Origin of the sequence: Candidatus Leptofilum sp., from assembly GCF_965223285.1 — a bacterium.
In the GTDB taxonomy this organism is placed as follows: Bacteria; Chloroflexota; Anaerolineae; order Promineifilales; family Promineifilaceae; genus Leptofilum.
This window is the reverse complement of record NZ_OZ244997.1, coordinates 1,814,756-1,828,640: the sequence shown is the minus strand read 5'-3', so window position 1 is coordinate 1,828,640 and position 13,885 is coordinate 1,814,756. Positions and strand designations below refer to the sequence as shown.

General features: G+C 52.1%; 10 protein-coding genes. All 10 read right to left on the bottom strand.

Going from position 1 to position 13,885, the window contains the following annotated elements:
• Positions 1-138: 138 nt before the first annotated feature.
• The 10 genes from ACOQPU_RS08440 to pdhA all read right to left on the bottom strand — a co-directional run bounded on the left by ACOQPU_RS08440 (position 139) and on the right by pdhA (position 13,696).
• The gene (locus ACOQPU_RS08440; protein WP_420644685.1) at positions 139-1,797 is read right to left on the bottom strand and encodes a 2-isopropylmalate synthase; all 1,659 of its coding nucleotides are present in this window, start codon (positions 1,795-1,797) and stop codon (positions 139-141) included.
• A 20-nt stretch (positions 1,798-1,817) separates the two neighbouring features.
• Complete coding sequence (gene ilvC / locus ACOQPU_RS08435) at positions 1,818-2,822, bottom strand: ketol-acid reductoisomerase (protein WP_420644684.1); 1,005 nt, start codon at positions 2,820-2,822, stop codon at positions 1,818-1,820.
• 89 nt (positions 2,823-2,911) lie between these two features.
• Positions 2,912-3,448 carry an acetolactate synthase small subunit gene (ilvN, locus tag ACOQPU_RS08430; protein WP_420644683.1) on the bottom strand — a complete coding sequence of 179 codons (537 nt, stop codon included), beginning with the start codon at positions 3,446-3,448 and terminating at the stop codon, positions 2,912-2,914.
• 91 nt (positions 3,449-3,539) lie between these two features.
• Positions 3,540-5,258, bottom strand: a complete 1,719-nt coding sequence (gene ilvB, locus ACOQPU_RS08425; protein ID WP_420644682.1) for a biosynthetic-type acetolactate synthase large subunit — start codon at positions 5,256-5,258, stop codon at positions 3,540-3,542.
• A gap of 541 nt (positions 5,259-5,799) precedes the next feature.
• Complete coding sequence (locus ACOQPU_RS08420; protein ID WP_420644681.1) at positions 5,800-7,437, bottom strand: helix-turn-helix domain-containing protein; 1,638 nt, start codon at positions 7,435-7,437, stop codon at positions 5,800-5,802.
• Positions 7,434-9,512, bottom strand: a complete 2,079-nt coding sequence (locus tag ACOQPU_RS08415) for a response regulator (RefSeq protein ID WP_420644680.1) — start codon at positions 9,510-9,512, stop codon at positions 7,434-7,436. The genes ACOQPU_RS08420 and ACOQPU_RS08415 overlap by 4 nt, the downstream gene beginning before the upstream one ends.
• 40 nt (positions 9,513-9,552) lie before the next feature.
• Positions 9,553-10,263 (bottom strand): response regulator transcription factor, encoded by a 711-nt coding sequence (locus tag ACOQPU_RS08410; RefSeq protein ID WP_420644679.1) that lies wholly within the window; start codon positions 10,261-10,263, stop codon positions 9,553-9,555.
• Positions 10,264-10,476: 213 nt separating this feature from the next.
• A complete protein-coding gene (locus tag ACOQPU_RS08405; RefSeq protein WP_420644678.1) occupies positions 10,477-11,736 on the bottom strand; it encodes a dihydrolipoamide acetyltransferase family protein in 1,260 nt (419 codons plus the stop codon).
• A complete protein-coding gene (locus ACOQPU_RS08400; protein ID WP_420644677.1) occupies positions 11,736-12,716 on the bottom strand; it encodes an alpha-ketoacid dehydrogenase subunit beta in 981 nt (326 codons plus the stop codon). The genes ACOQPU_RS08405 and ACOQPU_RS08400 overlap by 1 nt, the downstream gene beginning before the upstream one ends.
• 2 nt (positions 12,717-12,718) lie before the next feature.
• On the bottom strand, positions 12,719-13,696 hold the full coding sequence (gene pdhA / locus ACOQPU_RS08395; RefSeq protein ID WP_420644676.1) for a pyruvate dehydrogenase (acetyl-transferring) E1 component subunit alpha: 978 nt from the start codon (positions 13,694-13,696) through the stop codon (positions 12,719-12,721).
• Positions 13,697-13,885 lie beyond the last annotated feature (189 nt).

Below are 13,885 nucleotides of genomic sequence, written 5' to 3'. Positions count from 1 at the left end.
AGTCTGAGAGCGGAATCTCAACCAGTGGAGTTTAGAGGGATTCTTCATTTCGCTGCGCTTCATTCAGAATGACAATTTTGTGTAGCCGCGCTTTCTTAGCGCGAAAAATACGCGGAAAGAATCCGCAGCTACAACAAATTAATCTCTAGCAACTGCTGCTTGCTTCACCATACTCGCTGTCTCCGTACTCGCCGCCAGCATCTTGTTTAGCGCGCTCAGGTAGGCCCGGGCACTGGCAACCACAATGTCGGTGCTGGCGCCGTGGCCGCTAAAGGTGCGGGCGTAATGCTGGCTGGTTTGCGGATTTAGCCCATAGTTGCTGTCGCCATTGTCTGGCTGAATGCGAATTGTCGCTTCTGCCTGGGCATCCAGCCCTTCCGTTACGGCATTGATAGAGAACTCCGTCAATTTTGGTGCTTCACCAATAATCCGATTGATTGCCTGGTAGGCTGCATCCACTGGCCCGGTGCCGAGGGCTGCGTCCATGTAAGTTGTGTCATCCGGCCCGGTCAGGCTAACCGACACGGTGGGGATGCTGTGATCGCCACACGACACCTGAATATGGTTTAGTTTCCAAATTTCTGGCGGCTGGTAAATTTCATCGGCAATAATGGCCTCGATGTCGGCATCTGTGACCACCTTTTTCTTGTCTGCCAATCGCTTGAAACGCTGGAAAGCCTGCTCCAATTCATCTTTTTCCAGATCGCCATACCCCAAATCTTCCAAGCGAACGCGAAAGGCGTGGCGGCCAGAATGTTTGCCAAGAACCAGTGTGGAGGCGTGCAGGCCCACCGTCTCTGGCCGCATAATTTCGTAAGTGAGCTGGTTTTTCAACATCCCATCCTGATGAATCCCGGCTTCATGGGCAAAGGCGTTGGCACCAACGATGGCCTTGTTCGGCTGCACCACCATGCCGGTGTAGGCACTCACCATCCGACTGGTGCGGGTGATGTGGGTGGTGTCGATATTGGTGGTGAAGTTGAAAAAATTGGGGCGGGTGTGAATGGCCATGGCAAACTCTTCCAAAGAGGTGTTGCCAGCCCGTTCGCCAATGCCATTGATGGTCACTTCCACCTGGCGCGCTCCGGCCTGAACGCCTGCCAGGGTGTTGGCCGTGGCCAAGCCCAAATCGTTGTGGCAATGGGTAGACCAAATAACTTTGTCCGCTCCAGGTGTGTTTTCGATGAGATAGGTGATGAGACGGCCGTATTCCTCTGGGGCTGTATAACCGACCGTATCAGGAATGTTCAGCGTAGTGGCACCTGCCTTAATCGCCTCGCCTAACACCTGCACTAGGAAATCGGGGTCAGAGCGACCGGCATCTTCTGGTGAAAATTCCACATCATCACACAAGCTGCGGGCAAAAGTGACCGATTTAATTACTTGCTCAACACACTCCTCGCGGTCTATTTTGAGCTTGTGTTCCAGGTGGATGTCGCTGGTTGCTAGGAAGGTGTGGATGCGGTGGCGCGGGGCAACTTTCACGGCGTCGTAGGCTCGCTGAATATCTTTGTTGTTGGCGCGGGCTAACCCGGCAATCACCATTGGCTGGCCACTTTTGCGCCCCTCGGTAAGCGGGCCAATCTCTTCAGCGATGCGGCGTACGGCATCAAAATCGCCAGGTGAGGCGATGGGGAAGCCAGCTTCGCAGATGTCAACGCCGAGGCGAGAAAGTTGCCGGGCGATTTCTAACTTCTCATCTACATTAAGCGTTGCCCCAGGCGATTGTTCGCCATCCCGCAAGGTTGTATCAAAAATGACCACTGTTTCCTGAATATCGACATCCTCTTCGCTCATTTTTCTCTCCCGTTTACTGATTACTCAATTTCTACCGCATTCAACCACGGCATCATCTGCCGTAGCTCTTTGCCCACCTGTTCAATTTTGCTGGTGCGGGCTTCTGCACGACGCTGGTTAAACCAGGGACGGCCGTTTACATTTTCATCGATCCACTCTTCGGCATAAGAGCCGCTGCGAATATCTTGCAGCATTTGCTTCATCGCCTGGCGCGTCTCGTCGGTGATGATTTTGGGGCCGCCCGTGTAGTCACCATGTTCGGCCGTATCGCTGACGCTGTAGCGCATGTAGCTCAAGCCGCCTTGGTAAAACAGATCAACGATCAGTTTAAGCTCATGTAGGCATTCAAAATAGGCAATCTCTGGCTGATAGCCTGCTTCGACCAGCGTGTTGAAACCAGCTTCAACCAGGGCAGCTACGCCTCCACAAAGGACGGCTTGCTCGCCAAAAAGATCGGTTTCCGTTTCTTCGGCAAAGGTGGTTTCCAGCACGCCAGCGCGCGTGCAGCCAAGTGCTCTCGCGTAAGCCAGAGCAAAGGCTTTGGCATTGCCACTGGCGTCTTGTTCAACCGCCATCAGGGCCGGGGTGCCCACACCCTCCACATAGACCTCACGCACGCGGTGGCCGGGGGATTTGGGGGCTACCATGCTTACGTCTACATCATTGGGGGGCACAATTTGGCCAAAGCGAATGTTAAAGCCATGCCCAAACATCAAGGTTTTGCCTGCGGTTAGGTTGGGCGCGATGGATTCTTTGTAAACGGCCGCTTGCTTGGTGTCCGGCACCAAAACCATAATTACATCGGCTTCGGCGCACGCTTCCCTGGTCTCTTTTACAGTGAGGCCATCTGCTTCCGCTTTGGCCCACGATTTGCTGCCGGGGTAGAGGCCAACGCGCACGTTTGCGCCTGAATCCTGCAAATTAAGCGAATGGGCGTGTCCCTGGCTACCATAGCCAAGCACGGCAATCTTTTTGCCATCAAGCAGCGTAAGGTCTGCGTCTTTGTCGTAATAAATGTTTGCCAAGATTTCTTCTCCTTAAGTTGGAGACTGGAGATTAGAGATTGGAGACTAAAAAGCATGATCTCCAGTTTCTAGTCTCTAATCTCTGTTTTTTAATGATGTCCATTTTGGGTGGGAACGGCCGTATGCGTGCCGCGAGTTTCCCTATCGTGCTGGCCGCGCACCATGGCGATGCGACCAGTGCGAACCATCTCCTCAATGCCGAAGCCGTCCAGCAGGCGGATGAGCGAATCCACCTGATCCTCCTTGCCCACAATTTGGATGATGAGCGATTCCATATCTACATCTACAATGCTGGCGCGGTAAATATCCACAAGCTGCATCACTTCGGCGCGGGTTTTGTTGTCGGCCTTCACTTTGATCAGGGCCAACTCACGCTTGACGGCCGGCATGTGGGTGACATCTTCGATTTGGGTCACGTTGATGAGCTTGTCTAGCTGCGTCTGGATTTGGCGCATATCCCGATCTGTGCCGTAAGCGACAAAGGTCATGCGGCTAATGCCTGGGGTTTCGCTGTGGCCAACAGCCAAACTTTCAATATTAAAGTTGCGGCGACGGAACAGGCCAGCCACCCGGTTCAAGACGCCTGGCTTATCTTCCATCCAGGCGTTAATTGTGTGTCGTTTCATCCCATTTTCTATCATCTTGTTTTCCTTGCTCTTCTTATTCTTAGTCTTAGAAGTTCAACTTCTCCGAGAAGTTGAACTTCTTAAGTAGACATTACTGATCACTGCCAGAAACGGCCGTTGCCGGGCGACGAATCATATCGGCATTACTTTTACCCGGGGTCACCATTGGGTACACATTGGTGAACTCTTCTACCTGGAAGTCCAGCAAGTAGGGGCCATCATAAGATTGCGCTTCTTTAATGGCGTCAGGGGCCTCATCTTTGCTAGTGACGGCACGCGCCGGAATGCCATACGCTTCGGCAATTTTTACGAAATCCGGGTTAAACAGGGGGGTGCCAGCGTGCCGCTTGTTGTAGAACACATCTTGCCACTGGCGCACCATGCCCAGATAGCCATTGTTGATGATGGCGATTTTGATGGGCAGCTTTTCCTGGACAATTGTCGAAAGCTCGACCATCGTCATTTGGAAACCACCATCGCCAGCCACAACCCATATTTCCTCATCGGGTAAGCCCATTTGCGCCCCAATGGCTGCCGGCAGGGCGTAGCCCATCGTGCCCAATCCCCCAGAGGTGAGCAGGCTGCGCCGCTTGGTGTGATGATAATATTGGGCTTCCCACATTTGATGCTGTCCCACATCGGTCACAACTGTAGCGTCCCCTTCATTGGTGGCGTGCCACAGGGAGCGAATGACGTAAGGAGCAATGAGTTCATCTGTTTCCTGGGCCAAAATGTCTCGGTCGCCAGTGTCGGCTTTCCACTCAGCAATTTGCTCTAGCCAAGCAGGATGTTCGTTTGGCTCTACCTGCGGCAGCAAGGCGCGCAACGTGAGCAGAGCATCCCCAATAACGGGCGTGTCGATGGTGATGTTTTTACCCATCTCTGCCGGGTCTAGATCAACATGGATAATTTTTGCCTTGGGGGCAAAAGTGTCGAAGGCACCAGTCAAGCGATCGTCCAAGCGGGCACCAATAGCGAAGAGCACATCACACTCCTGCAAGGCGTAGTTGCAGTACGCTTCGCCGTGCATTCCACCCCAGGAAATGGCCAGGGAATGGGTTGCTGGAAAGGTGCCAATTCCCAACAGGCTGGTTGCCACGGGGATATTGGCTTTTTCAGCCAGTTGGCGCAGCTCTGCTTCGGCGCGGGCAATAGAGATGCCTTGCCCGGAGACAATGACGGGTTTTTTGGCTTCATTGATGAGTTGGGCGGCGCGGGAAACGGCCGTGGGGTCTGGCGCATTCATGTTGGGATTGTAGCCAGGCAAATTCACCGTTTCAGGATATTTGAAGGGCATCGAAGCCTGTTGCACATCCTTGCACACATCAATGAGTACCGGCCCGGGGCGGCCTGTGCGGGCAATATAAAACGCTTCTTTGATGGCATCTGGCAAATCTTTGATGTCGGTGATGAGGTAGTTGTGCTTGGTGACTGGCAGGCTTACGCCCTGCACATCTGATTCCTGAAAACCATCTCGCCCCAGCAGGGAAGTGGGAACTTGCCCGGTGATGGCGACGATAGGCGTAGAATCCATATAGGCAGTGGCTAATCCAGTGATAAGATTGGTGGCTCCTGGCCCAGAGGTAGCAATGCACACGCCCACGCGCCCGGTGGCGCGGGCGTAGCCATCGGCCATGTGAGAGGCCCCTTGCTCATGGGTAACTAACACATGATGGATGGGATATTCATACTTTGCCAGATCATCATAGGTGGGGAGGATGGCTCCACCAGGAAGGCCAAACACGACTTCGACACCTTCGTGCATGAGACTCTCCCAAATGATTTGACCACCCGTTTTTATCTCGCTCATATTTGTTCTCCTTCACCTTCAAACTGAAAAATGGTAAAAAAAAAGTCGCCCTGCTGGGCGACTTTTGCTTCAATCTGGTGTGCTTTTACACGCTACCTTTACCCAACAAACGATATCTCCTCATTAATGACAATAATAAGGATGAGGCTAAGAAGGATAAGGCTAATAATGATCTGAAAGAAAGTAATCATATTATTTGTGCAAAAGGTTAATATGTTACGAGTGTACAAGCTGCTGTTTGTTCCGCCAATGACAGTCTGCCAAAAGAAATGGAGGAGTTCTTGTGCACTTTGTACAACTAATTGGGATTATATCGAATTGGGATTGAATGACAACAGTAAAGACCGACAAAAACACCAAGGCGGAGGATGCCTAAACATTCTCCGCCTTGATTCCCACTATTTCCCACTGAACCGCGCATTTCAGCACAAGTCTCCAGGAGTATAGCAGTTAGTTAGTGTCATCTCTACGGTTATTATTGACAAATCTCTGACGTGGCTGTTTGTAAAAAGTGTACAGTTTGGCAGAATTGCTTACTGATCTACGGCCGTAATTGCCATAGCTTCAACGACAAATGCAAAGCCAGGCGCATGTTCGACTGGTTCAAATCGTGCCCAGTCAGGTCTTGAATGCGTTCCAGTCGATAGAGTAATGTGTTGCGGTGAATGAAAAGCGATTCGGCCGTTTGGCTGATGTTGCCATGATGGTCAAAGTAAGCATCAATTGTTTTAACCAGGCTACTGTTGTGTTGCGCGTCATATGCCACCAAGGGGCCAATGACCTGATCGGTAAATGTTCGTACAGCCGGAAATTCTTCCAGTTGTACTAACAATTGGTACACACCCAAGCTGCTAAATTGAACAACCTGCTTAATTTGCAAACGCTCGGCTAGCTGCATAGCTTGCAACGCTTCATCATACACCTCAGGCCACTCAGATAATGTTGGGGCTGGTCCACTCATGCCAGCTATCAACACACCGCCAGGATATTCCGTTTTTACCTGCTCCTCAATGCGACGGCCGAGTTCATGAGCAGTTTCCATATCTTCTGTATGCTTAAGCTGCTGGAAGACACACACATGCTTATCCCCATAAACATGAACCAAAGCGGAGCGACTGTGATTATTTAATACCCAATTCACGGTTGTTTCCAGGCGGCGCAGCGAAAATGCTGGTGGATCTGCCCATTTCAGTGCCAGTACGGCATGAGGATGGCTGGTATTATGGTCTAGCCGTCCCTCCAACCGTTCAATTTCCTTGCGGGGCATCGTACCCGCAAGCAAGCCCTCTAAAAAGTTGCCACGTAGTTCCTTTTTGGCTTCACTGATTGCCTTTGCCTTTGCCATTTCCAGGGCGCAAGCAGCCGCACCGTGCTCTACTGCCAGCTTGTCTAGCAAATCTAGCTGGTCGGCAGGGCCAATAACGGAAAGGTACCCTCGCGCCCGGTCGCCAGAAATGATGGGGCTTACCAAACGCCCGACGTTTTCGATAGGCAAAAATTGTTGCCAATGGCTTTGGCGGGCATGGGCTGCCGCTTTGCGATTCCGCAAAACCGGAGGCAGTTCATCCCGCTGCTGGAGCATTTCGCGCAAGGGTTCCAGCGTGATCTCATTATTTTGTGGAATGGCAATGGCCTGGATTTCCATCCGCTTGTCTTGCACCACCACTATTTTGCCAGTGAGCTTGGTAATAAGCTCCGTCATGGCATCGAGCCCCTGGTCCTCACGGGACATTTCTGACAGGGTGCGGTAAAGTTGCATCCCGCGCTCGCTGGTTGCTGATTGCCGGTCAACCAGTAGCCCTGCGACAGCTCGATTGACTTCCCGCACAGAATTGCTGGCAGGCACGATGAGTAGCTGGGTGTTGAGCTTGTTTGCTTGCTCACTAATTTCGTCGGAGATAGGTTGAAAGAGTAGCAGCCCGGCCACATTAATTTCAGCCATCAGAGCCAGCTTTTGTTTCAGCACTAAATCAGTGATTTTTGCTTGAAGCGTTGGCGGCACGATCACCAAGTCGTTTAGCTGAACTTGCTCTTCAATTGCGTCCCAACTGGTTAGGAGTACCACCCACTCAACTGTGCGCCGGGCTTGTTCTGCCCCACCCATAACGGCCGTGTTGAGCGGCAACGCCAAACGAAGTAAATCGCTAATTGTTATCTGATCTAAAGGTTGTTCATTCATGCGTTTGATTTGCCATTTCCATTAAAAGGAAGCCGAATGATGAAGGTTGTACCCTCGTCTGGGGCACTGACGACATTAATCTCACCGCCATGCTGCTCAATAATGCGGTGGCTTGTCGCCAAACCTAAGCCGGTTCCTTTGCCAGGGTCTTTTGTCGTGTAAAAAGGCTCAAAAATATGAACCAATTCTGCTTCCGACATCCCTTTGCCGTTGTCTTGGACGATGATTTGAACATGGTCGTGCTCGCTATCTGCGCGGGTTGTGATGGAGATTTGTCGCTGGTGAGGCAATTGGTGGACAGCATCCCTGGCATTGACGAGCAGATTGAGCCACACGCTTTTCAGGTGTTCCCAACTGGCAACAATAAGTGGGAGGTCCTCAGCCATGTTTTGAATCACTTCGGCATCAGCCGTCGTTAGCTGATACCGAACAAGGTCCAACGTTTGCCGAATTGAGAGGTTGACGTCTCCCTCAGTGAGGTTGTAATGCTCCTGGCGGGCGAAGTCTAGCAAGCCGCGCACCACTTTGGTGGCGCGATCACCAGCGCGCGCAATTAAGTCAACTGCTTCATAATTTTCATCTTCAGGGGGGATGAACATTTTTAGCATTTCGGCATTGGCGTTAATGGCAGTGAGTGGGTTGTTAATTTCGTGGGCAACGCCAGCGGCTAGCTGACCGATGGCGGCAAGTTTTCCTGCTTGCAACAGGGAACCTTCGAGCCGACGCTCTTCGGTTCTGTCTTGCCACAAGATGACAGCGCGAGCAGAACTGGCTTGTTTGCTAGGGATTGGATAGGCGTTGACGTCCCATTCGCGGGGTAGGTGATCATCTCCTTTCCAGTTGATGGTCCAGCGTTCGGCTTGTTTGTGGGCAAGCGTTTTGGCAGCCAGGCAATGCTCGCAAGGTTGGCTGCGATTGAAGAATGTTTGGTAACAAATTTTGTTAACGAGGTGTTCTGGTACGGTGTCTAGCTCGTCGGCTTTGCTTTTGTTGATGCCGATGAGACGCCAATCATCATTGATGGTGTAGATTGGGTGGGGAATGCCGTCGATGAGTGCTTGCAGCGTGTTGCGACTTTCTAGCATTTCCTGCTGGCGTTGCCGAATGCGAGTGAAGAGCCAGGCGTTTTCGATTGCTTCGCTGATTGAGCTGGCAAGTGAGGCGAACAGATCGAGATCAACTTCACTGAAACGGCCGTCTGTCTTGTTGAAAGCGTTAATGAGCCCCACAGGACGGCCGCGTACGACGAGTGGGGCAGCAATGAGGGTATTGACATCAAAGTTGGGCGGGGCGTCAACGTCAGGATTGAAACGGCCGTCTGCCCTTGGGTAGTTGAGCATAACAGCCGTTTGTTCCTGGAAAACGGTACCAAATATGCCTTCGCCGACGGGAATGGTGGGAACGGCCGTTACCGGCAGCGGGCCATTTTGGCCATGCAAATTCTGGTAACGAAGGTGGGTGCCACTCTCAACCATGAGTGCTCCAGACAACTCAACGCCAAGCAGTTGGTCCACCCCTTCAACCGCCGCTGCTAAAACTTCCGTAATTTCCAATGTCGCGGCAACCGTTTGCCCAATACGATTCAGTGCAGCTAGCTGCTGGCTTTGCCGCTGGAGCTGCTTTTCTAGCTGTTGGGTGCGCAGAATGGTGTTGACACGTGCCAACAGCTCCTGGGGCCGATACGGTTTGGTGATGTAATCATCTGCCCCGGCGGTGAGGGCTTCCACTTTTTCGCTGCTGCCCGCAGCGGCCGTGAGGAGCACTACGCGCGTATACCGGAGCGTTTCATGGTCGCGAATCCAATTAAGCACATCTAATCCAGAAAGATTGGGCATTCGCATATCAAGCAAAACGAGATCGATTTCTGTCGTGTCGTCGGCAACAGTGGCTTGCAGAAAATCAATCGCTTCCTGACCATCCGGCACGGCCGAAACAATGAAGTCGGCCTTCTTCATCAGAAAATCTGCCAAAGACTCAGCAATCTCTGGTTCGTCATCGACGATCAGGATGTGCGATCTCTTTTCTGTGATAGGTGGGGTGGAAACGGCCGTTCTCACCCCATTTTGCTTCGACACGCCTTACCTCAAGTTACCTGTAATAAAGACTCAGTCCCAGCTACTGGTCTGGATTAGTTGTAAATGTATATCCATGCCCTTGAATAGTGCGAATATACTTTGGTGCGCTAGGAACAGGCTCAATTTTCTCCCGCAAATTCTTGATGTGGGCCCGAACCAGCTCAGGACTGCCAGTGTCTCGCGGATAATCCCACACATCTTGCAGAAGCTGCTGGCTGTTAAAAACCTGATCCGCATTGCTCATTAAATGATAAAGCAGATCAAACTGCACATTGGTCAACAGAGCCGTTCCGTTTGGTGTCGTTACTTTGAAGCTGCGGCAATCTAAAACCACATTACCCGCAACCACTTCGCTCGGTTTCTCTTCCTTAACGTCCTTAGGAACAGCCCGACGCAAAATCGCCCGAACTCGCAGCTGTAGCTCTTCCATGTTAAATGGCTTGCTCAAATAATCATCAGCCCCGGCGCGAAACCCTTCGATCTTGTCTTCATCTTTGGCTTTTGCGGTCAAAAAGAGTACCGGCAATTCTTGCAGCAATGGATCCCCTCGAATTTGACGGCACACCTGGTAACCATCGGCACCAGGCATCATGATGTCAAGAATAAACAGATCAGGGCGATGGCGACGAGCTAGTTGTAATCCCTCAGTGCCGCTATTGGATACCATCACGTGGTAACCATACAGTTTCAAGGCGCGCTGCAACGTACGGGACACAAGTTCATCATCATCAATTACAAGAATTGTAGCCATGTGTACTCCTCTGGCTGTGGTACGACGATTATTGATGGTTCAGGAGGCAGATTTGTCGTACCTTGTCAATTATAAAAGTTCATCTTATGTGAATCTGCCGCCGTTAGTATAGCAGATTTTTATGAGAAATTGCGTCTTAATAAATACACCCCCGAAATTGCAGGCAACAGCAATTAGACAGTGTTGGGCAATTCCGAGGGTTTTGCGTTTTTCTTATATGAGCAAACGAAGCGGATCTTCCAGAATGCCTTTGAGCGTTTGCATGTATTGCGCCGCTTCTGCACCATCTGTCACCCGATGGTCTGCTGAAAGCGTGGCTTTCATGCGGTTGCCGACAGTGAGTTCACCATCCACCACGACTGGCACCTGCTTGGCAGAGCCTACCGCAAGAATTGCTGCATTTGGCGGATTGATAATGGCAACGAAATGCTCGACGTCAAAGGCACCTAGATTGCTGACGGTAAAGGTTGCTCCTTCGATGTCCTCGGGTTTCACTTTACCTTCGCGAGCGCGGCCAATCATCTCTTTGTGATCTTGAGCAATTTTGGAGATGCTCGCGCCATCGGTGCCTTTTTGGACAACGGTGAGCAGACCGCCTTCTACGGCAACGGCCGAACCCACATTAATCTCATTGTGCATAATTATCTTGTCGCCGCCAAAGCTGGCATTGATGTTCGGGAACTGCCGCAAAGCCAACGCTGCCGCCTTGACCACCATATCATTAACCGACACTTTTTGCTCTGGTGCGAGCGCGTTATTAATTTGCTTCCGCAAACTCAAAGCCGCCGCCATGTCGATCTCGGTGGTGACGTAAAAATGGGGCACTGTCGTTTTGCTTTCAGTCATGCGGCGGGCAATTGCCTGGCGCATCCGGGTAAGCGGTAATTCGGTGGCAGTTGCTGGCGTGGGGATAGATTCCACGGTTGCGGGCATCTTGGGTTGCGCTGCTGGCGGATTTGCCAGGAATGCTTCCACATCTGCCTTGCGTATCCGCCCACCGGGGCCACTGCCACCTACGCGGGACAAATCCAACCCATGCTCCTCTGCCACGCGGCGTGCCACTGGCGTTGCCTTAATGCCATCAGGGAACTCCGCGTTTAATTCGCCTGTTGGGGGAGGGGGTGGTGCAACGGCCGTAGCAGGTGTTGCCTCTGGTTTCGATTCCGCAACTTCTTCGGCGGCGGGAGCTGTGGCACCGTTGCCACTATCCGTCACCATGCCGGAGACATCTTCCCCCTCTGCCCCGATAATGCCCAGGTTATCGCCAACCGGGATGAGATCGCCCGTATTAGCCAGCTGTGCTAGTAGAACGCCTTCCGCGCGAGCCGTTAACTCTTGGGTTACCTTATCTGACTCAATTTCAGCCAGGACATCACCCTTTTGTACCGGATCGCCAACTTGTTTGAGCCAGGTGCCCATTGTGCCTTCTTCCATATCGAAGCCCAGCGTGGGCATTTTGATAAATTCAGCCATTATAGAATCTCCTTCACGGCGGCGATGACGCGATCAGCATTAGGTAATGCAGCGCGTTCTAGCTCGCCAGAGTATGGAGCGGGTACATCAAACTGCGCCACACGCTTGATGGGCGCATCAATATAGTCAAATGCCTCATCCTGCAACCGGGCCACAATTTCAGCACCAATGCCATAGGTTTGGTGACCAAATTCTACCACCACAGCTTTGAACGTCTTCTTGAATGATTCGATGACCGGCCCCATGTCTAGCGGCTGCAACGTGCGTAGATCGATTACTTCAGCCTCGATGCCTTCTTTGGCTAACGCTTTGGCGGCGTCTAGCGAGGTATGCAGCCCTTCACCATAAGTCACAATGGTGACATCGGAGCCGGCACGCTTCACATCAGAGACGCCGATGGGAACAGTGAACTCTTCTTCTGGGACTTCATCGCGTACCTTGGGCGAAGTGTAAAGGGCCACTGGCTCAATGAACATGACCGGGCTGTTGTCTCGAATGGCAGATTTCAGCAAGCCTTTGGCATCGTACGGGGTTGCCGGGCACACGACTTTGAGACCGGGGAAATGGGCAAAAATGACATCCGGCGTGTGGCTGTGGGTAGCGCCTAGCTGCTTGCCACCTCCGCCAGGAGCGCGGAACACAACTGGGCAGTCAAACTGACCGTTGAACATATAGCTGACTTTGGCTGCATGATTGACGATGGCATCAAAGGCTACAAAGGCAAAGTTAATGGTCATAAATTCAGCAACGGGGCGAGTGCCGGTCATGGCTGCACCCGTTGCTGCGCCGGCAATTGCCATTTCAGAGATGGGCGTGTCGCGCACACGCCGCTCGCCAAATTCATCTAGAAAGCCTTTGGTAACGGCGTAGGTGCCACCCCAGGCACCCACTTCTTCGCCCATGATAAATACATTTTCGTCGCGGCGCATTTCTTCGCGCAGGGCTTCGGTAATTGCTTCTCGTAATGTTAGACGGGCCATGATTAATTTGCCTCCGCGTTGCTGGGATATATGTGGTCAAAGAGGGTGTCGAGCGCAGGCAAGGGCGACTCATCAGAAAATTCGACCGCTTTGTCCACCTCGTCAATGATCGCTTTGTCTATGGCAACAAGCTGCGACTCTTCGACGCCATGTTCCTGGAGCAGATGGTTTTGCAGTGTGGCGATTGGGTCTTTTTCATCCCGCCATTTGTCCAGCTCACCTTCTGGGCGATAGCGGGTGCGGTCGCCAATGCTGTGCCCTTCGTAACGGTAGGTCATCATTTCCAAGAATTGTGGCCCTTTGCCTTTGCGGCAGGCGGCAATCGCTTTTTCAGTGGCTTCATAAACGGCAAAGATGTCCATGCCATCTACCTGCTTGCCTGGAATTTTGTATGCTTTGGCTTTGTCGATCATTTTATGAGCAGCAGAGGCTTTTTCGATGGAGGTGCCCATGCCGTATTTATTGTTTTCGCAGATGAAGACGATGGGCAGGTCCCAAACGGCCGCCATGTTGAGTGATTCGTGGAAGTAGCCAATATTTGTGGCGCCGTCGCCAAAGTAGCACAGGCAAACATTGTCGGAGCCTTTGTACTGTTCGGTAAGGGCCATGCCTACACCGAGCGAAATGTGAGCCCCGACGATGCCATAGCCGCCCCAAAAGGTGCGTTCTTTACTGGCCAAATGCATGGAACCGCCGCGCCCGCCAACCGCGCCAGTGGCTTTGCCCATCAATTCAGCCATCACTTCGTTGGCAGAAATACCGACGGCGAGCGCGTGGCCGTGATCGCGGTAGGCGGTAATGATATGGTCGCCTTCTTTACGAGCGGCAATGGTGCCGACGGCAACGGCTTCTTGCCCGATATACAGGTGGAGGAAGCCTTTAATTTTACCTTCCAATTGGTACAGTTCGTCGCTGCGCTCTTCAAAACGGCGAATGAGGACCATTTGGCGGTACCAGTCCAATAATGTCTCTTTGTCCATTCATATCTCCTTGGTAAGCCTTGGTTGTTTCAGTTGCGTGACAGGCTGGTGGAAAACGGCCGTTGCCATCCCTAGCAAACCACAGAAAATACTTGGAAAACCAAAGCGCGCTTTCTCTGTGGTTTGCTCAAATAGAAGCCAATTGCGCCAACACTTTATGTCAAAATACTTTTTTGGCTTCTACATAGG